Origin of the sequence: Paraburkholderia hayleyella (assembly GCF_009455685.1) — a bacterium.
Classification (GTDB): Bacteria; Pseudomonadota; Gammaproteobacteria; order Burkholderiales; family Burkholderiaceae; genus Paraburkholderia; species Paraburkholderia hayleyella.
In genome coordinates this window covers 520,374-542,900 of sequence record NZ_QPES01000002.1, presented here as the reverse complement: position 1 = coordinate 542,900, position 22,527 = coordinate 520,374, and the positions used below count along the sequence as shown (strand labels likewise).

The 22,527-nt window shown below is 57.7% G+C and carries 21 protein-coding genes and 1 tRNA gene; all 22 read left to right on the top strand.

All coding sequences use genetic code 11. The features are described 5' to 3' along the window. Window positions 1-147 precede the first annotated feature (147 nt). The 22 genes from GH657_RS16745 to GH657_RS16640 all read left to right on the top strand — a co-directional run bounded on the left by GH657_RS16745 (window position 148) and on the right by GH657_RS16640 (window position 22,468). Window positions 148-1,383, top strand: coding sequence for a branched-chain amino acid ABC transporter substrate-binding protein (locus GH657_RS16745; protein ID WP_246174236.1), 1,236 nt, complete (start codon window positions 148-150; stop codon window positions 1,381-1,383). Between the two features lie 166 nt (window positions 1,384-1,549). Continuing rightward, window positions 1,550-1,831, top strand: a complete 282-nt coding sequence (rpsO, locus tag GH657_RS16740; protein ID WP_153102149.1) for a 30S ribosomal protein S15 — start codon at window positions 1,550-1,552, stop codon at window positions 1,829-1,831. A gap of 311 nt (window positions 1,832-2,142) precedes the next feature. Continuing rightward, window positions 2,143-4,290: a polyribonucleotide nucleotidyltransferase gene (gene pnp, locus GH657_RS16735; RefSeq protein WP_153102148.1), complete on the top strand. Its 2,148-nt coding sequence runs from the start codon at window positions 2,143-2,145 to the stop codon at window positions 4,288-4,290. 122 nt (window positions 4,291-4,412) lie between these two features. Then, complete coding sequence (locus GH657_RS16730) at window positions 4,413-5,426, top strand: NAD(P)H-quinone oxidoreductase (RefSeq protein ID WP_153102147.1); 1,014 nt, start codon at window positions 4,413-4,415, stop codon at window positions 5,424-5,426. Window positions 5,427-5,563: 137 nt separating this feature from the next. Next, window positions 5,564-6,343, top strand: a complete 780-nt coding sequence (gene tpiA, locus GH657_RS16725; RefSeq protein ID WP_153102146.1) for a triose-phosphate isomerase — start codon at window positions 5,564-5,566, stop codon at window positions 6,341-6,343. Between the two features lie 90 nt (window positions 6,344-6,433). Continuing rightward, on the top strand, window positions 6,434-6,802 hold the full coding sequence (gene secG / locus GH657_RS16720; RefSeq protein ID WP_153102145.1) for a preprotein translocase subunit SecG: 369 nt from the start codon (window positions 6,434-6,436) through the stop codon (window positions 6,800-6,802). A 110-nt stretch (window positions 6,803-6,912) separates the two neighbouring features. Beyond that, a tRNA-Leu gene (locus GH657_RS16715) sits at window positions 6,913-6,997 on the top strand. Window positions 6,998-7,156: 159 nt separating this feature from the next. Next, window positions 7,157-7,516: an NADH-quinone oxidoreductase subunit A gene (locus tag GH657_RS16710; protein ID WP_153102144.1), complete on the top strand. Its 360-nt coding sequence runs from the start codon at window positions 7,157-7,159 to the stop codon at window positions 7,514-7,516. Between the two features lie 64 nt (window positions 7,517-7,580). Then, a complete protein-coding gene (locus tag GH657_RS16705) occupies window positions 7,581-8,060 on the top strand; it encodes a NuoB/complex I 20 kDa subunit family protein (RefSeq protein ID WP_153102143.1) in 480 nt (159 codons plus the stop codon). Window positions 8,061-8,092: 32 nt separating this feature from the next. Beyond that, complete coding sequence (locus GH657_RS16700; protein ID WP_153102142.1) at window positions 8,093-8,695, top strand: NADH-quinone oxidoreductase subunit C; 603 nt, start codon at window positions 8,093-8,095, stop codon at window positions 8,693-8,695. Between the two features lie 9 nt (window positions 8,696-8,704). Continuing rightward, window positions 8,705-9,958, top strand: coding sequence for an NADH-quinone oxidoreductase subunit D (locus GH657_RS16695; RefSeq protein WP_153102141.1), 1,254 nt, complete (start codon window positions 8,705-8,707; stop codon window positions 9,956-9,958). 146 nt (window positions 9,959-10,104) lie between these two features. Next, window positions 10,105-10,590 carry an NADH-quinone oxidoreductase subunit NuoE gene (gene nuoE / locus GH657_RS16690; RefSeq protein WP_153102140.1) on the top strand — a complete coding sequence of 162 codons (486 nt, stop codon included), beginning with the start codon at window positions 10,105-10,107 and terminating at the stop codon, window positions 10,588-10,590. Further along, window positions 10,587-11,915, top strand: a complete 1,329-nt coding sequence (gene nuoF / locus GH657_RS16685; protein ID WP_153102139.1) for an NADH-quinone oxidoreductase subunit NuoF — start codon at window positions 10,587-10,589, stop codon at window positions 11,913-11,915. Before nuoE ends, nuoF begins: the two co-directional genes overlap by 4 nt. Before the next feature lie 132 nt (window positions 11,916-12,047). Then, a complete protein-coding gene (gene nuoG, locus GH657_RS16680) occupies window positions 12,048-14,387 on the top strand; it encodes an NADH-quinone oxidoreductase subunit NuoG (RefSeq protein ID WP_153102138.1) in 2,340 nt (779 codons plus the stop codon). Then, window positions 14,388-15,452, top strand: a complete 1,065-nt coding sequence (gene nuoH / locus GH657_RS16675; protein WP_153102137.1) for an NADH-quinone oxidoreductase subunit NuoH — start codon at window positions 14,388-14,390, stop codon at window positions 15,450-15,452. Window positions 15,453-15,467: 15 nt separating this feature from the next. Then, window positions 15,468-15,956 carry an NADH-quinone oxidoreductase subunit NuoI gene (nuoI, locus tag GH657_RS16670; RefSeq protein ID WP_153102136.1) on the top strand — a complete coding sequence of 163 codons (489 nt, stop codon included), beginning with the start codon at window positions 15,468-15,470 and terminating at the stop codon, window positions 15,954-15,956. A 145-nt stretch (window positions 15,957-16,101) separates the two neighbouring features. Further along, complete coding sequence (locus GH657_RS16665; RefSeq protein WP_153102135.1) at window positions 16,102-16,758, top strand: NADH-quinone oxidoreductase subunit J; 657 nt, start codon at window positions 16,102-16,104, stop codon at window positions 16,756-16,758. Window positions 16,759-16,775: 17 nt separating this feature from the next. Continuing rightward, window positions 16,776-17,081, top strand: a complete 306-nt coding sequence (gene nuoK, locus GH657_RS16660) for an NADH-quinone oxidoreductase subunit NuoK (protein WP_153102134.1) — start codon at window positions 16,776-16,778, stop codon at window positions 17,079-17,081. A 17-nt stretch (window positions 17,082-17,098) separates the two neighbouring features. Continuing rightward, the gene (gene nuoL / locus GH657_RS16655; RefSeq protein ID WP_153102133.1) at window positions 17,099-19,159 is read left to right on the top strand and encodes an NADH-quinone oxidoreductase subunit L; all 2,061 of its coding nucleotides are present in this window, start codon (window positions 17,099-17,101) and stop codon (window positions 19,157-19,159) included. A gap of 15 nt (window positions 19,160-19,174) precedes the next feature. After that, window positions 19,175-20,665, top strand: a complete 1,491-nt coding sequence (locus GH657_RS16650) for an NADH-quinone oxidoreductase subunit M (RefSeq protein ID WP_153102132.1) — start codon at window positions 19,175-19,177, stop codon at window positions 20,663-20,665. A 25-nt stretch (window positions 20,666-20,690) separates the two neighbouring features. After that, window positions 20,691-22,172 (top strand): NADH-quinone oxidoreductase subunit NuoN, encoded by a 1,482-nt coding sequence (gene nuoN / locus GH657_RS16645; RefSeq protein ID WP_153102131.1) that lies wholly within the window; start codon window positions 20,691-20,693, stop codon window positions 22,170-22,172. Then, window positions 22,172-22,468: a DUF2818 family protein gene (locus GH657_RS16640; protein WP_153102130.1), complete on the top strand. Its 297-nt coding sequence runs from the start codon at window positions 22,172-22,174 to the stop codon at window positions 22,466-22,468. The genes nuoN and GH657_RS16640 overlap by 1 nt, the downstream gene beginning before the upstream one ends. Window positions 22,469-22,527: the final 59 nt, after the last annotated feature.

The window sequence follows — 22,527 nt, the reverse complement described above, 5'->3', positions numbered from 1 at the left end:
CTATTTCGACCCTTCGGGCGAACCGGGGCGTCATGGCGCAACGGTGATCCGCTATGATCCGCGTCTCATTATTGTTTGGCTGGAGTAGCGATGGCGATGACATGGCGGCAGGTGGCACGCGTCGGGTTGATGGGGTTGATGGGGTTGATGGTCCTGAGCATGAGCCAGGTGCACGCTGACACGGTGCTGCCGGGGCGGGCGCCCGTCCGGCTCGCGTTGATCGAAGGCATGTCGGGGCCGTTTGCCAATGCGGGTGCGGCGATGGAGCGCAATCTGCGTTTTGGCATTGAACGCGTGAATGCACGGGGTGGGGTGAAGCTGGCGGACGGCATGCATCCGCTAGCGTTGCTGACGCTGGACAGCAAAGGCAGTGCGGAAGAAGCGCTAGTGCAACTCCGCGCGGCCGAGGATCAGCACATTGGCTTCATCTTGCAAGGCAACAGTTCAGCGGTGGCGGCCGCGTTGCTGGGAGCCATCGGGCGGCAAAACACGCGTGAGCCGCAACGGCGCATGCTCTTTCTGAATTACGCCGCGGTCGATCCCGCCTTGACGGGGGCGTCCTGTAGCTTTTGGCATTTTCGTTTCGATGCGCACGCCGGTATGCGCACGGACGCGTTAGTGAGCGTGCTTCAACGTGACCACTCGGTTAAACGGGTTTATCTCTTGAACCAGGCGTATACCTTTGGCCGTGACGTGAGCGCGCTGACACGGGCAGCACTGGCGAGCCGCCGCCCCGATATAGCGATTGTCGGCGACGAGTTTCATCCAGTGGGCCGGGTGAAGGATTTCACGCCCTATCTTGCCAAGATCCGCGCCAGCAAAGCGGATGCTGTGGTGACCGGCAACTGGGGCAATGATCTGGCGCTTTTGGTCAAGGCCGCACGTGAGCAGGGGCTGACGGCGAAGTTCTATACCTTTTATGGCAATAGTCTGGGGGCGCCTGCGGCACTGGGCGAGGCGGGTGTACAACGGGTGCTTGCGGTCGCGGAGTGGCATCCGAATGTCGCGGGCAAGGATTCAGAGGCGTGGTATGCCGCGTTTCGCCAGCGCTTTCCGGCCGCGGCCGATGATTACCCGGTGTTGCGCCTGGATGTCCTGGTGCAGATGCTGGCACGGGCCATGGAACGTGCCGGGAGCGCTCAACCTGAGGCGGTCGCCCGGATGCTGGAGGACATGAGATTCGATAACGGTTTTCATCGGTCGTGGATGCGTGCAGCTGACCACCAGCTGATCCAGCCCCTTTATGTCATGGAGATGGACCGGCGTGGTACGCCCGGTGTGCGCTTCGACAACGAGGGCTCGGGTTACGGGTTTCGTACGGTGCTGGCGCTGAGTCCCGAACAGGCCACGCCACCCGTAACCTGCCGCATGGTGCGTCCCTGATCCGGTGCGTGGGCAGTACGCGGGCGGGCAGGCCCCTGTGCTACAATCGCACTTTGTTGTAACGCTGCAGTGTAGTAATGAAACCGCAATGCGGAAATCGTAATGCGTATGTCCACGGCACGGCCTTTCTTCCGTGACCGCCTGTCTAGTTTCCAAGGAAATAAACATGTCTGCTGTTGAAACCAAAGTTGAAACCAAAAAATCCGATGTTGTTGCGCAATTTGCCCGCGCAGCTAACGACACCGGTTCTCCCGAAGTGCAGGTCGCGCTGCTGACGACCCGTATCAACGAGCTCACTGCCCACTTCAAGACTCATTCGAAAGATCACCATAGCCGCCGCGGTTTGCTGCGCATGGTGAGCCGCCGTCGCAAGCTGCTTGATTACCTGAAGGGCAAGGACGCTGACCGTTATCGTGCACTGATCGGAAAGCTGGGTCTGCGCAAGTAATCGGATGGTCTTTCAGCAAGATGCCTGTGTCAGTTCAACTGATACAGGCATTTTGTTTTTAAACGGTGCGCAAGTCCGGGGGCATGCATCATGAATCGCCCATCGGGCGTGTTGGCTTGAATGATGGATTACTAAAAATAACACCGGTTTGCAGGGTGGAGGCTTGTGTCATTCCAGCGGTTCGTGCGCGCGTTTCATGCGGTTTGCGTGGTCCGCTGGAATGGCATAACACTCCTCTCCCGTGCCGCGCCGGTCATGGTGTTGCCGCGCCGCTGCTGGTCTGCGCGGCATAACAAAATCAAGGAGTGACAATGTCAATGTTCAATAAGGTCGTCAAAGAATTTAAATGGGGGCAGCATACTGTTCGCCTCGAAACAGGCGAAATCGCCCGCCAGGCAAGCGGCGCTGTGCTCGTGGATATTGAAGATACCGTGGTGCTGGCGACCGTGGTTGGTGCACGTACAGCAAAGCCCGGCCAGGACTTTTTCCCACTGACGGTCGACTACCTCGAAAAAACTTATTCCGCAGGCAAGATTCCTGGCGGTTTCTTTCGCCGTGAAGGCCGTCCTTCGGAAGGCGAGACGCTGATTTCGCGCCTGATTGACCGTCCGCTGCGGCCGCTTTTTCCTGAAGGCTTCTATAACGAAGTTCAGGTGGTGGTGCATGTGCTGTCGATCAATCCGGAAATCCCCGCTGATATTCCGGCGCTGATCGGCGCCTCGGCGGCGCTCGCGGTTTCCGGCCTGCCATTTAATGGCCCGGTGGGTGCAGCGCGTGTGGCCTACATCGATAACGAATACGTGCTGAATCCGACACGCGCGCAAATCAAGGCCTCGCGCCTTGATCTCGTGGTTGCGGGTACGGAGCGCGCGGTGCTGATGGTCGAATCGGAAGCTGACCAGTTGCCAGAAGACGTGATGCTGGGCGCGGTGGTGTTTGGTCACGAGCAGATGCAAACGGCGATCGACGCCATTCATGAGCTGGTCCGTGAAGGCGGCAAGCCTGAGTGGGACTGGCAGCCTGCGCCGAAAAACGAAGCGCTGATCTCACGTGTCAGCGCGCTGGCTGAGGCGAATCTGCTGGCTGCGTATCAGATGCGCGACAAGCAGGCCCGTTCGACCCGGCTGAAGGAAATCTACGCGGCGACGTCGGCCAGCCTTGAGGATGAAGCCGCTGCCGCAGGCACGGTGGCTGCCGACAAGGCCACCGTTGGCAATGTGCTGTTCGATATCGAAGCGAAAATCGTTCGCAGCCAGATTCTGAGCGGTGAGCCGCGTATTGACGGCCGCGATACCCGCACGGTTCGCCCGATCGAAATTCGTACAGGCGTGTTGCCGCGCGCACACGGTTCGGTGCTGTTTACACGTGGCGAAACACAGGCGCTAGTTGTGGCCACGCTTGGCACGCGCGGCGATGAGCAGATTATTGACGCGCTCGAAGGTGAGTACCGCGACCGCTTCATGCTGCACTACAACATGCCTCCGTTCGCCACGGGCGAAACCGGACGGGTTGGTTCGCCCAAGCGCCGCGAGATCGGTCATGGTCGTCTCGCCAAGCGTTCGCTGGTGCCGTGTCTGCCAGGCGCAGATGAGTTCGGCTATTCGATCCGGGTGGTTTCGGAAATCACCGAATCGAACGGCTCGTCGTCGATGGCTTCGGTGTGCGGCGGTTGCCTCGCGCTGATGGATGCAGGCGTGCCGATGAAGGCGCACGTCGCGGGCATTGCCATGGGCCTGATTCTGGAAGGCAACAAGTTTGCCGTTCTGACCGATATTCTGGGCGACGAGGATCACCTTGGCGACATGGATTTCAAGGTCGCGGGCACGGCTGCGGGGATTACCGCGCTGCAAATGGATATCAAAATCCAGGGCATCACGAAAGAAATCATGCAGGTTGCCCTGGCGCAGGCGAAAGAAGGTCGCATGCATATTCTGGGCAAGATGACATCAGCGGTGTCGGGTGCCAATACCCAGCTTTCGGAATTCGCGCCACGCATGATTACCGTAAAGATCAATCCGGAAAAAATCCGCGACGTGATCGGCAAGGGTGGTTCGGTGATCCGCACACTGACTGAAGAAACCGGTACGACGATCGATATTTCGGAAGATGGCCTGGTGACAATCGCTAGCACGAATAGCGAGGGGATGGCCGAAGCCAAACGCCGTATCGAAGCAATCACGATGGATGTCGAAGTCGGCAAGGTTTATGAGGGCACGGTCCTTAAGCTGCTGGATTTCGGTGCGATCGTGAACATCTTGCCGGGCAAGGACGGTCTGTTGCACATCTCCGAGATCGCCAATGAGCGCATCAAGGATCTGAACGACTATCTGAAGGAAGGCCAGCGAGTCAAGGTCAAGGTCATTCAGACGGATGAGAAAGGCCGGGTACGCTTGTCGGCCAAGGCGCTGCTCAATGATGCGGCGCCAGGCGCGGCACCTGTGGAACCCACGCCGCTGTAAGGCATTGGCAGGAGGGATGACGGCCGATAGCGTGGTTCACGCGTCGGCCGTTTTTCCTGATAGGCGGGTAAAAAGAATCTCATGTACTGCTTGAGTCAGTGCAAACCTGGAGGGCCGGGCAGATGAAAGCGATTGAAATTACCGAATTCGGCGCACCTGATGTGTTGCGGCTGGTTGAGCGCCCGATACCGGTGCCTGGGGCTGGAGAGGTCTTGATCCGGGTCGCGGCGTCGGGGGTGAATCGTCCGGATGTGTTTCAGCGCAAAGGCGCCTATGCACCGCCACCGGGAGCGTCTGATTTGCCGGGGCTGGAAGTCGCGGGTGAGATTGTGGGCGGGGCGATCGACGGGCCCAATCCGTTTGGACTCAAGCTGGGTGATCGTGTTTGCGCCTTGCTCGCGGGCGGGGGCTATGCCGGGTACGCTGTGGCGCCGCTGATGCAATGTTTGCCCGTGCCTGCAGGTTTGACGGAGATTGAGGCCGCCTCGCTACCCGAGACGTTCTTCACTGTCTGGAGCAATGTGTTTGACCGTGCGCAGCTTGGTGCGGGCGAAGGCGGCGCTGATGAGATTTTGCTGGTGCAAGGGGGCTCGAGCGGGATTGGCGTGAGCGCGATCCAGATTGCGCGGGCCTTGGGCTTTCGGGTTTTCGCCACGGCGGGCACGGACGAAAAATGCCGCGCTTGCGAGCAGCTTGGCGCAGAGCGGGCGATCAACTACAAGACGGAAGATTTCGTTGAGGTCATCAAATCGCTGACGCATGGCCGTGGTGTTGATGTGATCCTCGACATGGTGGCGGGCAGCTATGTACCGCGCGAGCTGTCGGTGCTGGCCGACGGTGGCCGCCTGGTGGTGATTGCCTTGCTGGGTGGCGCGACGGCTGAGCTTAATCTGGGCGAAATTTTACGTCGCCGCCTGACGCTGACGGGTTCGACGTTACGTCCGCGTTCGGTGGCATTCAAGGCGGGTATCGCGGCGCAGTTGAAGGCGCGCGTGTGGCCTTGTCTGGAAGATGGCCGGATCAAGCCGGTGGTGTACCAGGTGTTCCCTGCGAGCCAGGCTGCCGCTGCGCATGCATTGATGGAAAGCAGCACGCATGTGGGTAAGATTGTGCTGGATTGGCGCACGTTAGTTTGACCCGGTTGGCGTGTCCGCAGTAAAATTGCGCGCTTTGCCCGCCAACGGCATTCAAAGATTTTGATGGGTTCCGCGGTTGGGTCCCGGTTTGCCAAGCCGTCACGAGCCAGGCCGTCACGACAAGATAAAGCGAAGCCATGTTGAAACAACGAGTAAGACTGGTAGTGGGTAACTGGAAAATGCATGGCCGGCTAGCGGGCAATGCAGCGCTTTTGCAAATGACGGCGCAAGGTGCGGCGGCGTTGTCGGGTTCGGTGCAGGTTGGGTTGTGCGTGCCTTGTCCTTATCTTGCGCAGGCGCAGTCGCTGTTAGAGGGCAGTCGTGTTGCGTGGGGCGTGCAGGATATTTCGGCCTATACCACGGGGGCTTATACGGGGGAAGTCGCGGCAGAAATGGCGCTTGAGTTCGGCGCGTCGCTGGCGATCGTTGGGCATTCTGAGCGCCGGGCTTATCACCGCGAAAGTATCGAGCTGGTGGCGCTCAAGACAGGGCAAGCGCTGGCTGCGGGATTAACGCCGATTGTCTGCGTGGGTGAAACGCTTGCAGAGCGTGAGGCTGGCCTGACGCAACAGGTGGTCGGGGCGCAACTGGGCGGTGTGCTGGACAAGTTATCCGTTGAGGCGGCTGCACGAATCGTTGTGGCGTATGAGCCCGTTTGGGCGATTGGCACGGGTAAAAGTGCCACGGCTGTAGAGGCGCAAGAGGTTCATGCGTTTTTGCGGGGCCTTTTGCGGGCAAAAGATCCGATAGTGGCGCGAGTGCCGCTGCTATACGGTGGAAGTGTGAAGCCAGAAAATGCGCGTGAATTATTCCTTCAGGCGGATATTGATGGCGGCTTGATCGGCGGTGCTTCCTTGAAGGGCGAAGAATTTCTGGCGATCTGCAAGGCGGCTGATAGGGCAGGTGCTGAACAGTAAGTTCGTTGCTCGGGCAAGCCTGCCTAACAAACATGCCATCGGTGCGCGCATTTTGCGCTGCACGGCTAAATATTGATTCAGGTGAATGCAATGCTGTATTTGAAAACATTGATTGTTGTAGTCCAGTTGCTATCGGCGCTGGGTGTAATTGGCCTCGTGCTGTTACAGCATGGCAAGGGCGCTGATATGGGGGCTGCCTTCGGTAGCGGTGCGTCTGGCAGCCTGTTTGGTGCAACGGGATCGGCCAACTTTTTGTCGCATACCACGGCAGTGCTGGCGGCGATATTTTTTGTCACTACGTTGACGCTGACCTATCTTGGTGCGTATCGGGCCAAGCCTTCTGCCGGTGTGCTGGGTGAAACGGCTGCGATCACTGCTCCAGTGGCCCAGGCTTCCGCGGCAGCCGGCGTATCGGCACCATTGGCTGCTTCGACACCGGGCCAGAACGTACCAAAATAATTTTTTTGTTTTAAGCACTTTTGTGCATTGAACAACCTTATTTTCCGAGTTATAATTCAAAGCTTGAAGCGATTCGTGGGTTTTGTGAGTTATCCCCGCATTGCAGCCGTGCCGACGTGGTGAAATTGGTAGACACGCTATCTTGAGGGGGTAGTGGCGTAAGCTGTGCGAGTTCGAGTCTCGCCGTCGGCACCAATGTTGTTTAATGCCAGCCGCTTGCTTCGCTTCGGCTGGCATTTTTACTTCTGCCCTGTGTCTTGCCGCTGGCTTGCGGTGCCAGGCAGATCGAAGTAATTTGCGCTGGGCGTGTGTTTTTCCCTGGCGGTTTTTAGAACCAACCGATTGAGGATAGTCTTGAACCTCGCAGCCTATTTCCCCGTCTTGCTGTTCCTTATCGTGGGCACCGGTTTGGGCATAGCGCTGGTCAGCATTGGCAAGATCCTCGGTCCCAGCAACCCTGACAGTCAAAAGAACGCACCCTACGAGTGCGGCTTCGAAGCGTTTGAAGACGCGCGCATGAAGTTCGATGTGCGTTACTATCTCGTCGCCATTCTGTTCATCATTTTCGATCTTGAAACCGCGTTTCTGTTTCCGTGGGGCGTGGCTTTGCGCGATATCGGCTGGCCCGGCTTCATCGCAATGATGATTTTTCTGCTCGAATTCCTGCTGGGCTTTGCCTATATCTGGAAAAAAGGTGGCCTCGACTGGGAGTGATGGGTTTATTGCCGGTTTGCGGGGCAGCCAGGGCTAGAGCTGTCCGTCTGGAGTGGAAAGCAAAATGAGTATCGAAGGGGTCTTGAAGGAAGGGTTTGTCACCACGACGGCTGACAAGCTAATCAACTGGACGCGCACCGGTTCGTTATGGCCGGTGACGTTTGGTCTCGCGTGCTGCGCGGTTGAGATGATGCATGCGGGCGCAGCCCGCTACGATCTTGATCGTTTTGGTGTGGTGTTTCGCCCTAGTCCGCGTCAGTCCGACGTGATGATCGTGGCGGGTACGCTCTGTAACAAGATGGCGCCTGCGTTGCGCAAGGTCTATGACCAGATGGCGGAGCCGCGCTGGGTGATCTCGATGGGCTCGTGTGCGAATGGGGGCGGGTACTACCACTATTCGTATTCGGTGGTGCGTGGTTGTGACCGCATTGTGCCGGTTGATGTCTATGTGCCGGGTTGTCCGCCCACCGCAGAAGCACTTGTTTATGGTGTGATCCAGTTGCAAGCCAAGATCCGCCGTACAAGCACTATCGCTCGTCAATAAGACTCGAGCCTCTTCCTCCCTCTCCCCACACTATGGCAAGCAAACTCGAGATCCTTAAAGCGAACCTGGATGCGGCACTGGGCAGTGTCCTGGTTAGCATCACTGAAGCAATCGGTGAGCTCACGATCGTTGTCAAACCCGCTAATTATCTTGAGGTGGCGACGCGCTTGCGTGATGATCGCCAGTTCGGCTTTGAGCAACTCGTTGATTTATGCGGCGTCGATTACCAAACGTATGGCGATCGCCTGTGCGAAGGCCCGCGTTTCGCTGCGGTGCTACATCTGCTGTCGGTGACAAACAACTGGCGTGTGCGGGTGCGAGTGTTCGCCCCGGATGACGACATGCCCGTGATTCCATCGGTTGTTGATATCTGGAGTTCGGCCAACTGGTACGAGCGCGAAGCGTTTGATCTATACGGCCTTGTCTTTGATGGGCATCCGGATTTGCGCCGAATTCTGACTGACTACGGTTTCGTGGGTCATCCTTTCCGCAAAGATTTCCCCATTTCCGGATACGTAGAAATGCGTTACGACCCGGAAGAAAAGCGTGTTGTTTATCAGCCTGTGACGATCGAGCCCCGCGAGATCACGCCCCGCGTGATTCGGGAGGACCGGTATGGCGGCCTGAAACACTAGGAGAACGCCATGGCAGAAATCAAAAACTACACGCTCAACTTTGGCCCGCAACACCCGGCTGCGCACGGTGTGCTGCGCCTGGTGCTCGAGCTTGACGGTGAAGTCATCCAGCGTGCCGATCCCCATATCGGCCTGTTGCATCGTGCAACCGAAAAACTCGCTGAAACAAAAACTTTCCTCCAGTCCGTGCCGTATATGGACCGTCTCGATTACGTGTCGATGATGGTCAACGAGCACGGCTATGTGATGGCGATCGAAAAACTGCTCGGCATCGACGTGCCGGTGCGTGCCCAGTACATCCGGGTGCTATTCGACGAAATTACGCGCGTGCTGAACCACCTGATGTGGATTGGCTCGCACGCGCTCGACGTCGGTGCGATGGCGGTTTTTCTGTATGCCTTCCGCGAGCGTGAAGACCTGATGGACGTGTACGAAGCGGTGTCCGGCGCCCGGATGCACGCGGCTTACTATCGTCCGGGCGGTGTTTATCGTGATTTGCCGGATGCGATGCCGCAATACAAGGCATCCAAAATTCACAATGCAAAAGCATTGTCGAAGATGAATGAAAACCGTCAGGGCTCGCTCCTTGATTTCATCGAAGATTTTTTTATCCGGTTTCCGGGTTGCGTCGATGAGTATGAAACCTTGCTCACCGATAACCGGATCTGGAAGCAGCGTCTGGTAGGAATCGGCGTTGTCAGCCCTGAGCGTGCGTTGCAGCTTGGCATGACGGGCGCGATGCTGCGTGGTTCCGGGATTGAATGGGATTTGCGCAAGAAGCAGCCTTACGAAGTCTATGGCGAGCTTGATTTCGATATTCCGGTGGGCGTGAATGGCGATTGCTATGACCGCTATCTGGTCCGTGTTGAAGAGATGCGTCAGTCCACCCGCATCGCCAGGCAGTGCATCGACTGGCTGCGTAAAAATCCCGGCCCGGTGATGATCGATAACCACAAGGTGGCGCCGCCGTCGCGTGTCGGGATGAAGTCGAACATGGAAGATCTGATTCACCACTTCAAGCTCTTTACCGAAGGCTTCCACGTGCCAGAAGGCGAGACGTATGCCGCGGTTGAGCATCCGAAGGGCGAGTTCGGTATCTATCTGATTTCGGATGGGGCGAACAAGCCCTATCGCCTGAAGATCCGCGCGCCTGGCTACGCTCACCTGTCCACGCTGGATGAGATGGCGCGCGGCCACATGATCGCCGATGCCGTGACCATTATCGGTACGCAAGACATCGTGTTTGGCGAGATAGATCGTTAGGTCGTTAAGTCGTTAGGTATAGCGCTGCAATATGGGTAAGGGCACACGCATGAGCGTGTTGCCAGGCAAAGGAACGCCGGGTCTGTCGCACATGCGGTTGGCGACAGGTTTTCGTTCGGTAGGAATTGAAAGAGTCGTGTCTGAAAATGATCTCAGCTGAAGGCCTGAAAGAAATTGATCGTGCGGTAGCGAAATATCCCGCCGAGCAAAAGCAATCCGCCGTGATGTCCGCGTTGGCCGTGGCTCAGGAAGAGCACGGCTGGCTGTCGCCGGAAATCATGGAGTTCGTCGCGGATTACCTCGGCATGCCGGCAGTCGCCGTGCAGGAAGTCGCCACGTTCTACACGATGTATGAGACCTCTCCGGTCGGCAAGTACAAGATCACGCTCTGTACCAATTTGCCTTGTCAGCTAGGCCCCGACGGCGGCTCGGATAGTGCGGCTGATTATCTGAAACAAAAGCTCGGCATCGGTTTTGGCGAAACCACCGCGGATGGCCGGTTTACGCTGAAAGAAGGCGAGTGCATGGGCTCTTGTGGCGATGCGCCGGTGTTGCTGGTGAATAACCACCGGATGTGCAGCTTTATGAGCCGCGAGAAGATCGACCAGCTGCTCAAGGAGCTTTCGAAATGACGTCTTTGCACGATCGTCACATCAAACCATTGATTCTCGCCGGCCTTAACGGCGACAACTGGCATCTCGAAGACTACGTGGCGCGCGGCGGTTATGTTCAGTTGCGCCGCATTCTCGAAGAAAAAATTTCACCGGAACAGGTTATCGCCGACGTGAAGGCTTCGGGCTTGCGCGGACGTGGCGGTGCAGGGTTTCCGACCGGCTTGAAGTGGAGCTTCATGCCGCGCCAGTTTCCTGGGCAAAAGTATCTCGTTTGCAATTCGGACGAAGGCGAGCCCGGCACGTTCAAGGATCGTGACATCCTGCGCTGGAACCCCCACTCGCTGATCGAAGGGATGGCCATTGGCGCTTACGCGATGGGCATCACGGTTGGTTACAACTATATTCACGGCGAAATCTGGGACGTTTACAAGCGTTTTGAAGAGGCGCTTGAAGAGGCGCGCAAGGCGGGCTTCCTTGGCGATAACATCATGGGCTCCAGCTTTTCGTTTGAGCTGCACGCACACCATGGGTATGGCGCCTATATCTGCGGCGAAGAAACCGCATTGCTTGAGTCGCTTGAGGGTAAAAAAGGCCAGCCGCGCTTCAAGCCGCCGTTCCCGGCCAGCTTCGGTGCTTTTGGCAAGCCCACCACGATCAACAATACCGAAACATTTGCGGCGGTGCCTTTCCTGCTGCAGATCGGTCCGCAAAACTATCTCGAACTCGGCAAGCCGAATAACGGCGGCACGAAGATTTTTTCGATTTCCGGCGATATCGAGCGTCCAGGCAACTACGAAGTGCCGCTTGGCACGCCATTTTCGGCGCTGATGGATCTGGCCGGCGGGATGCGCGGCGGCGGCAAGATCAAGGCCGTGATTCCTGGCGGTTCGTCCGCACCGGTCCTCCCGGGGGAGGTGATGATGCAGACCGACCTCGATTACGACTCGATTGCGAAAGCGGGTTCGATGCTGGGTTCTGGCGCAGTGATCGTGATGGACGACACACGCTGCATGGTGCGTTCGTTGTTGCGCCTGTCGTATTTCTATTACGAAGAATCATGCGGCCAATGCACGCCCTGCCGGGAAGGCACGGGTTGGCTGTACCGCGTCGTACACCGGATCGAACATGGTCAGGGCCGTCCGGAAGACCTGGATTTGCTGAACTCGGTGGCCGAAAACATCATGGGCCGTACGATCTGCGCGCTGGGCGATGCGGCGGCGATGCCCGTGCGCGGCATGCTCAAGCATTTCTGGAATGAATTCGAATATCACGTTGCCAACAAGCGATGCTTGACCGGCGCTCATGCCGGTGCGGTACACGCGCCCGAAGTCGCTGCCGCATAGAGGCCGGTGCGTGGCGTGTGCCGCGGGTTCATCGCTGCACGCAGGCAACGCTTGAGCGGATTCAGCGAGCGGCGAGTGGTGAGCGAACAGGCGATTGATTGAGTGATATCAGGTTAAGGAAGATTGACCATCATGGTTGAACTGGAAATAGACGGCAAGAAGGTTGAGGTGGCCGAAGGCAGCATGGTGATCCAGGCTGCGCACAAGATCGACACCTACATTCCGCATTTCTGCTACCACAAGAAGCTGTCGATTGCGGCCAATTGCCGGATGTGCCTTGTCGAAGTCGAGAAGATGCCGAAGGCTGTGCCGGCCTGCGCGACCCCCGTGTCCGCGGGCATGATTGTGCGCACCAAGTCGGACAAGGCGGTGAAGGCGCAGCAATCGGTGATGGAATTTTTGCTGATCAACCATCCGCTTGATTGTCCGATTTGCGATCAGGGCGGTGAATGCCAGTTGCAAGATCTGGCTGTGGGCTACGGCAAATCTTCCTCGCGTTATAACGAAGAAAAACGCGTGGTCTTCCACAAAAATGTCGGCCCGCTGATTTCGATGGAAGAAATGACGCGTTGCATCCATTGCACGCGTTGTGTGCGTTTTGGCCAGGAAGTCGCGGGTGTCATGGAGCTTGGCATGCTGGGCCGTGGCGAGCACTCTGAAATTACGTCGTTCGTCGGCAAAACAGTTGATTCGGAACTGTCGGGCAACATGATCGACCTGTGCCCGGTAGGCGCGCTGACCAGCAAGCCGTTCCGTTACAGCGCCCGGACGTGGGAGCTGTCGCGCCGCAAGTCGGTCAGCCCGCATGATTCGGTTGGCGCCAATCTCGTGGTGCAGGTGAAGAACAACCGCGTGATGCGTGTTCTGCCCTATGAGAACGAAACGATCAACGAATGCTGGATCTCCGATAAAGACCGCTTCTCATATGAAGCGCTCAATAGCGCCGAGCGTCTGACGCAACCGATGCTCAAGCAGGACGGCAAGTGGATCGAGACCGACTGGCAGACAGCGCTCGAATATGTTGTCAAGGGCTTTAACGGCATCAAGGGCGATCACGGCGCGAATGCACTGGCGCTGCTTGCCAGCCCGCATAGCACCGTTGAAGAGCTTTTCTTGCTGAAAAAGCTGGCGCAAGCCGTAGGTACGCCGAACGTCGATTTCCGTCTGCGTCAAAGCGATTTTTCCGCACCCCTGAAAGGTGCGCCGTGGCTTGGAATGAAGATCGCTGAACTGTCCACGCTCGATGCCGCGCTGATCGTCGGCTCGCATCTGCGCCGCGATCATCCGCTGTTTGCCGCGCGTTTGCGCCAGGCCGCGAGGGATGGCGCGAAGCTTGCCATGCTCCAGGCAAGCGCCGATAACGCGCTGATTCCCCAGGCACAACGTCTGGTGGCTGCTCCCTCTGCGTGGCTCGACGAACTCGCCGGTATTGCCGTGGCCGTTGCACAAGCCAGGAGTGTTGCCGCGCCGCAAGCTTTTGCCGACATCGAGCCATCCGATGCGGCCAAACAGGTTGCGGCTGCGCTGGCTTCGGGCGAGCGCCGGGCCGTACTGCTTGGCAACGATGCCGTGCGTCATCCTGAATTCAGCCGTATTCACGCTGCGGCTCAATGGATTGCCGAAAATACGGGTGCAAAACTGGGCTTCCTGACCGAGGCGGCTAATACCGTGGGGGCTTACCTCGCAGGCGCGACGCCGGCTGATGGCGGTCTGAACGCCCAGGAAGCCTTCGCGCAGCCGCGCAAGGGCTACGTGCTGCTCAACCTCGAGCCCGAGTACGACACCGCTCATCCCGCTCAGGCTGTCGCCGCGCTGAATCAGGCTGAAATGGTGGTGGTGCTGTCGGCCTTCCGGAGCGGTATGGATTACGCCGATGTTTTGCTGCCGGTCGCGCCGTTTACCGAAACCGCGGGCACGTTTGTCAATGCGGAAGGGACGTTGCAAACGTTCAACGGCGTGGTGCGGCCATTGGGCGAAACACGTCCGGGCTGGAAGGTGTTACGTGTGCTGGGCAACCTGCTGGGTGTGCCGGGCTTCGAGTTCGACACCGCAGAAGAAGTTCGCAGCGCGGCATTGGATGGCGGCAATTTCGACGCGGCCAGGCTGTCTTCGAACAAGACTGATGCCGTCCCCGCACGCAGCACGGCATCCAGAATGGCAGAAGGCTCATTTGAGCGGATCGCCGATGTGCCGATTTATCACGCCGATGCGTTAGTGCGGCGTGCCGAGTCGCTGCATCTGACAGCGGCGGCCCGGATAGCGAATACCGCAGGCTTGCCAGCCGCGTTATTCGACCGCTTGGGTTTGAAAGATGGCGACGCGGTTCGCGTGCGCCAGGGTGAGCGTTCGGTGCAGTTGCCCGCCGTGCGCGACGTCAATCTTGCGCAGACGGCCGTCCGCGTATCGGCGGCGACGTCCGCGGGTGCAGCGCTGGGCAGCCTGTTCGGTGAACTGGTGGTGGAGAAGGCGTAAATGAGCTTGTTCGAGACGATCAATTCGGGCGGCGCGCAGCTTCTCGGTGTGGCGTGGCCGACGGTGTGGGCGCTGGTGCGCATCCTGGTGGTGGCCGTCGTGATTTTGCTATGCGTGGCTTACCTGATTCTGTGGGAGCGCAAGCTGATTGGCTGGATGCACGTGCGCCTTGGGCCGAACCGCGTGGGCCCGGCAGGTTTGCTGCAGCCGATTGCGGACGTGCTGAAGCTGTTGCTAAAGGAAGTCATTCAGCCAACCAAGGCGAGCCGCTGGATTTATCTGGTTGCGCCGATCATGACCGTGGTGCCGGCTTTTGCAGTTTGGGCGGTGATCCCGTTCCAGGCGGGGGCGGTGCTTGGCGATATTAATGCGGGGCTGCTGTACGCGATGGCGATTTCGTCGATTGGTGTGTATGGCGTGATTCTCGCGGGTTGGGCCTCCAATTCGAAATACGCGTTTCTGGGTGCAATGCGGGCCGCGGCGCAGATGATTTCATATGAAATTGCGATGGGCTTCGCGCTGGTCGTCGTACTGATGACGGCAGGCAGTCTGAATCTGTCGGAAATCGTTGGCTCCCAGGAACGAGGTGTTTTTGCCAGCTATGGCCTGACTTTCCTCTCATGGAACTGGTTGCCGCTGTTGCCGATGTTCGTGGTGTATTTCATTTCAGGCATTGCTGAAACGAACCGTCACCCGTTCGACGTGGTCGAGGGCGAATCAGAAATCGTCGCGGGTCACATGATTGATTACTCCGGCATGGCGTTCGCGCTGTTCTTCCTTGCCGAATACATCAACATGATCGTGATCTCGGCGCTGACCGCAACGCTGTTTCTCGGTGGCTGGAGTGCGCCGTTCGGTTTCCTGTCGTTCATCCCGGGCATCGTCTGGCTGGTTGCGAAGGTTTTCTTCCTGTTATCGGTATTCATCTGGGCGCGTGCGACGTTTCCCCGTTACCGCTATGACCAGATCATGCGTCTGGGCTGGAAAGTGTTTATCCCCGTATGCGTGGTGTGGCTGGTGGTGGTCGGCTTCTGGATCATGTCGCCATTGAATATCTGGAAATAAAGGGCGGATGAACCCATGACCGCAATTCAAAACTTTTTTAAAGCCTTCTTTCTGACCGAGCTGCTCAAAGGTCTTGCACTCACTGGGCGTTATACGTTCCAGCGCAAGATCACGGTGCAGTTTCCGGAAGAAAAAACGCCGATATCGGCACGCTTTCGTGGCTTGCATGCACTGCGCCGCTACGAAAACGGCGAAGAGCGCTGCATCGCATGCAAGCTGTGCGAGGCCGTGTGCCCTGCGATGGCGATCACGATCGAATCGGAGACCCGTGCGGACAATACCCGCCGCACCACGCGCTACGACATTGATCTCACGAAATGCATCTTTTGCGGTTTTTGTGAAGAAAGCTGTCCCGTTGATTCGATTGTTGAGACACATATTCTCGAATACCACGGTGAAAAACGCGGTGACCTGTATTTCACCAAGGACATGCTGCTGGCCGTGGGCGACCGCTATGAAAGCGAAATCGCTGCGAGCAAGGCCGCGGACGCGCCGTATCGTTAAGCGCCCAAGCCGCCTGGATGTGCCCCGCTGGGGTGCTCTCCCAGGCCTTGAGCCGGATACCGCGGTTGACCACCTGGCAGGCCGTAAGCCTCAGCCTGTACTGAAGAACAATGCCTGACGATGGCCTAACGATGAACCGGTAATCATGGAATTCACGACCGTACTGTTCTACATCTTCGCGCTTCTCCTGATTGTTTCAGGGCTGAAGGTGATCACTTCCCGCAATCCGGTGGCATCCGCACTGTTTCTCGTGCTTGCGTTTTTCAACGCGGCGGCGATCTGGATGCTGCTTGAAGCCGAGTTTCTGGCGATCCTGCTGGTGCTGGTCTATGTCGGCGCGGTGATGGTGCTGTTCCTGTTCGTCGTGATGATGCTGGATATCGATCTCGACGTCCTGCACCGCGATTTCAGGCGCTTCGTGCCGATGGCGACGGTTGTCGGCGCGATCATCGTGATCGAAACGGCATTGATCCTGTGGCACGGCTATGGCGCAACAACGGCTGCGCTGCATGACACTGCGGCCGGGGCCCAGGCCGGCTGGTCCAATACACGCCTGATCGGCAAGGTGATTTACACCGATTACATCTTTGCCTTTGAAATCGCCGGCCTCGTGTTGCTGGTGGCGATCATCGCAGCCATCTCGCTGACCACGCGTCAGGCGAAAGACAACAAGCGCCAGAAGGTGAGCGACCAGGTGCGGGTGCGCCGTCAGGATCGCGTGCGTCTCGTCAAGATGGCCGCGGAAAAAAGCGATCCACCTGCTGCAGCGGCTGACGATTCAGCGTCTGGCAAAAATAGCTGAGTGGACAGGAGAAAAACATGTTGACCCTTGCTCATTACCTCGTCCTCGGCGCGATCCTGTTTGCGATCAGCATCGTCGGCATCTTTCTTAACCGCCGCAACATCATCATCATCCTGATGGCGATTGAACTGATGCTGCTTGCGGTGAATACCAATTTTGTCGCGTTCTCGCACTACCTCGGCGATGTGCACGGCCAGATTTTCGTGTTCTTCGTGCTGACCGTCGCAGCCGCGGAAGCGGCGATCGGTCTCGCCATTCTGGTGACCCTGTTCCGTAGCCTCGACACGATCAATGTCGAGGATCTCGATCAGCTCAAAGGTTAAATTCAGGCAAAGCTGTTATGTCAACGACACTCAATGAAAACCTGCTGCTGGCGGTCCCGCTGGCACCGCTTGCTGGTTCACTGATCGCGGGGTTGTTCGGGAAAGCGGTTGGGCGGGCAGGAGCCCATTCGGTCACTATCCTCGGTGTGACGATTTCCTTCATTCTCTCGGCCATCGTCTTTTTTGATGTGCTTCATGGCGCGAGCTTCAATGCGACGGTGTACGAGTGGATGACCGTCGGCAAGATGAAGTTCGAAGTGGGCTTCCTGGTGGATTCGCTGACTGCCATGATGATGTGCGTCGTGACCTTCGTGTCGCTGATGGTGCACATCTACACGATCGGCTATATGGCCGAAGAAGACGGCTATCAGCGCTTTTTCTCCTATATTTCGCTGTTCACGTTCTCGATGCTGATGCTCGTGATGAGCAACAACTTCATGCAGCTTTTCTTTGGCTGGGAAGCGGTGGCGCTGGTGTCATATCTGCTGATCGGCTTTTATTTCACACGTGAAAGCGCCATCTACGCCAACCTGAAGGCGTTTCTCGTGAACCGCGTAGGGGATCTCGGCTTTTTGCTGGGTATTGGTTTGTTGTTCGCGCATGCGGGCTCGATGAATTACAGCGACGTATTTGCACAGCGCACCGAACTTGCCGCCATGACCTTCCCGGGGACTGACTGGGGTCTGCTGACCGTGGCCTGTATCTGCCTGTTCGCGGGCGCGATGGGTAAATCGGCCCAGTTTCCGCTGCATGTCTGGCTGCCAGACTCGATGGAAGGCCCGACGCCTATTTCAGCGCTGATTCACGCCGCAACGATGGTGACCGCCGGTATTTTCATGGTGACGCGGATGTCGCCGCTGTTTGAGCTGTCGGATACCGCGCTGTCGTTCGTCACGGTGATCGGGGCGATTACTGCGCTGTTCATGGGCTTTCTTGGCATCGTGCAAAACGATATCAAACGCGTGATCGCCTATTCGACGCTGTCGCAGCTTGGCTACATGACGGTCGCGCTGGGTGTGTCGGCCTATCCGGCCGCAACATTTCACCTGATGACGCACGCGTTTTTTAAGGCGCTGCTGTTTCTTGGCGCAGGCTCGGTCATCATCGGCATGCACCACGACCAGGATATGCGCAATATGGGCGGGCTGCGCAAGTACATGCCCATCACGTGGATTACCTCGCTGATTGGTTCCCTGGCGCTGATTGGCACACCGTTTTTCTCTGGGTTTTACTCGAAAGATTCCATCATCGATGCCGTCAAGCTATCGCATTTGCCGGGTTCGGGCTTTGCCTATTTCGCGGTGATCGCCAGCGTCTTCGTGACGGCGCTATATTCGTTCCGGATGTATTTCCTCGTGTTTCATGGCGAGGAGCGTTTTCGCCATCCGCCGGTCAAGAGCAGCGCGCCGGCTGCGGCTCATGGCGATGAATCTCATGGACATGCCGACGCTCATCACGGTCATCAAGGCCATGGCGTGCACGTGCCGCATGAAACGCGGTGGATGGTCTGGCTGCCGCTGGTGGTGCTGGCGATTCCCTCGGTGCTGATTGGCGCGATTGCTATCGAGCCGATGCTGTTTGGTGGTTTTTTCCAGCATGGCGTGGCGTTCGACAAGGTGATCTTCATCGGCGAGAACCATCCGCCCATTCATGAAATGGCCGAAGAGTTTCACGGCTGGATGGCGATGGGCCTGCATTCGGTTTCCACCGCACCGCTTTGGCTTGCGGTAGCTGGCGTGGTAGTCGCGTGGTTCCTGTATCTGAAACGGCCTGATTTGCCGGCCGTGATCCGCCGTGCGTGTTCGCCGGTCTACACACTGCTGGAAAACAACTACTACCTCGACAAGCTCAACGAAGTCGTATTTGTCAAAGGCGCGGTTGCCATCGGCCGCGGCCTGTGGAAAGAGGGCGATGTGGTGGTGATCGACGGCATCGTCAATGGCAGCGCGCGGTTCATTGGCTGGTTCGCCGGCGTGATCCGCTTTCTTCAAACCGGTTACATCTATCACTACGCGTTCGCCATGATTATCGGCATGCTGGGGCTCCTGACCCTGTTTGTAACGCTCGGCGGCAAATAAGGCGAGGGACACTTAATGCACGCTTATCCGATTCTCAGTATTGCCATCTGGCTGCCGATCCTCTCTGGCTTGCTGGTTCTGGCCATTGGATCCGACAAAAACCCTGCGCCCGCACGATGGCTGGCGCTGGTGGGCTCGATTCTCAGTTTTCTTGTCACGCTTCCGCTCATTACGCATTTCGATGCCAGCACGGCGGCCCTTCAGTTCGTTGAAAACGCTAACTGGATCGAACGTTTTAATATCCGCTATCACCTGGGCATCGATGGCATTTCGATGTGGTTTGTCGTATTGACCGCGTTGATTACCGTGATTGTCGTTGTCGCGGCGTGGGAAGTGATTACGAAGAATGTGGCGCAATATCTGGCCGCGTTCCTGATTTTGTCGGGGATCATGGTCGGCGTATTTAGCGCCGCCGACGGCATGCTGTTTTATGTGTTCTTCGAAGCCACGCTGATTCCGATGTACATCATCATTGGTGTCTGGGGCGGGGCGAACCGGGTGTATGCCGCGTTCAAGTTCTTCCTCTACACATTGATGGGCTCGCTCTTGATGCTGGTCGCGCTGCTGTATCTGTACACACAGACCGGCACCTTCGATCTCGCCACCTGGCAGAGCCTGCAAATCGGCATGTCGCCGCAAATCCTGCTGTTCATCGCGTTCTTCATGGCTTTCGCCGTGAAAATACCGATGTGGCCCGTGCATACCTGGTTGCCAGACGCTCACGTGGAAGCGCCAACAGGCGGCTCCGTCGTGCTGGCCGCGATCATGCTGAAGCTGGGTGCGTATGGGTTCCTGCGCTTTTCCTTGCCGATCACGCCAGATGCGAGCCATTTTCTTGCGCCTGTCGTCATTACGCTGTCGCTGGTCGCGGTGATTTACATCGGTCTGGTGGCGCTGGTGCAAGCCGACATGAAAAAGCTTGTCGCGTATTCGTCGATTGCACACATGGGTTTTGTGACGCTCGGCTTTTTCATCTTTAACCAGTTGGGTGTCGAAGGCGCGATCGTGCAGATGATCTCGCACGGTTTTGTATCGGGCGCGATGTTTCTGTGTATCGGTGTGCTGTATGACCGCATGCATTCGCGTCAAATCGCCGATTACGGCGGTGTCGTGAACAAGATGCCGAAGTTCGCCGCGCTGGTGATGCTGTTTTCGATGGCCAATTGCGGCTTGCCAGGCACTTCCGGTTTCGTTGGCGAGTTCATGGTGATTCTGGCCGCGGTGCAATACAACTTCTGGATTGCAGGAGGCGCCGCGCTCACGCTGATTCTGGGCGGTGCCTACACACTCTGGATGTACAAGCGCGTGTACTTTGGTCCCGTGACGAACGACAAGGTCAAGAACCTGAGCGATATCAACTGCCGCGAGTTTGCCATGCTGGCGGTGCTGGCCGCGTTGACGCTCTTCATGGGGCTGTATCCGAAGCCTTTCACCGATGTGATGCACGTTTCCGTGGACAATCTCCTCTCCCACGTCGCGCAGTCCAAGCTGCCGTTGTCACAGTAATGCAGAGCGGAGCTATTTAAAGATCATGCAAAACGCCCCTATGAGTGCTCTGTTGCCCGACGCGCTGGTCATGCTTGCGGTTGTCGTCGCATGGCTTAACGACACGTTCGCGGGCCAGGCTGGCCGACGCACTACCTGCACCACCTATTTCATTGCACTGGTGTCAACGGTTGTGGCCGGCATCTGGTTCGCGCTGAATGCGTTCGATCCGCAAACGCATTATTTCTTCTCCCGCATGTACGTGGTCGATTCGTTTGCCAGTGCGATGAAGGCCGTGGTGTCGCTGGGTTACGCGGTCTCGATTGTGTACTCGCGCAAATATCTCGAAGATCGTGGCCTCTTTCGCGGCGAGTTCTTTTTGCTCGGCATGTTCTCGCTGCTCGGGCAACTGGTGATGATTTCCGGCAATAACTTCCTGACGCTTTATCTCGGCCTGGAGTTGATGTCGCTGTCGCTTTATGCCGCCATTGCCTTGCGCCGCGATGCACCACAATCGAACGAAGCCGCGATGAAGTATTACGTCCTCGGCGCGCTCGCTTCCGGGTTTTTGCTGTACGGCATTTCGATGCTGTACGGTGCGACGGGCTCGCTTGATCTCAACGACGTGCTGAAGGCGGTAGCCTCGGGGCATATCGACGATGCAGTATTGCTCTTCGGCGTGATTTTTATCGTGGCCGGCGTGGCGTTCAAGCTGGGCGCGGTGCCGTTCCATATGTGGGTGCCCGACGTGTATCAGGGTGCGCCGACGGCCATGACGCTGATGGTGGGCGGTGGTCCAAAGGTAGCGGCATTCGCGTGGGGGCTGCGCTTTCTGGTGATGGGCTTGTTGCCGCTGGCTGTGGACTGGCAGGAAATGCTGGTGATTCTCGCCGCGCTGTCGCTGATCGTCGGCAATATCACGGGTATCGTCCAGCGCAACATCAAGCGGATGCTGGCGTATTCCGCGATCTCGAACATGGGCTTTGTGCTGCTTGGCTTGCTCGCTGGCGTGGTCGATGACAATGCCCGTGGCGCAGCGGGCGCGTATAGCTCGGCGATGTTTTATAGCATCGTGTACCTGATGACGACATTAGGTACCTTCGGCGTCGTGATGCTGCTGGCACGCGGTGATTTCGAGGCCGATACGATTGATGATTTCAAGGGCCTCAACCAGCGTAGTCCGGTTTTTGCTTTCGTGATGATGGTGATGATGTTCTCGCTCGCTGGGATTCCCCCTGCGGTTGGGTTCTACGCCAAGCTGGCCGTGCTTGAGGCCACCATGAGTGCGGGCTTGACCTGGCTGGCGGTGCTGGCTGTACTGACTTCGCTGTGTGGCGCGTTCTTTTATCTGCGGATCGTCAAACTCATGTATTTCGATGCGCCTGCCGATACCACGCCGATTCAGGCTGATGCCTGCAAGCGCACCCTGCTGGCGCTTAATGGCGTGGCGATACTGGTACTTGGGATTATTCCTGGCCCGCTGATGACAGTCTGTCTCCAGGCTATCTCACACTCGTTGCCGCTCTGATGTCGGCGGCAGGCTGGTTTATCGTGCTGTTGGCGCTTGTGGGCGCCAACCTGCCGTTTCTGAACCAACGGCTCTTTGCTGTTGTGCCCCTGAAAACGCCGAAGAAAAACACATGGTTGCGGCTTGCCGAGATGATCGTGCTGTATTTCATCGTCGGCGCGCTGGGCTTTATGCTTGAAGCGCGTGCGGGCAATCGCTTTGAGCAAGGCTGGCAGTTTTACGCGATCACGTTCAGCCTTTTTGTCGTGTTTGCGTTTCCGGGTTTTACTTTTCAGTATCTCGTCAAACATCGCTGACGGCCGCTCGCGCCGTCACGCTTTGCGTTTGTTGCGCTCATTGCGCCGCTTATTGTCCC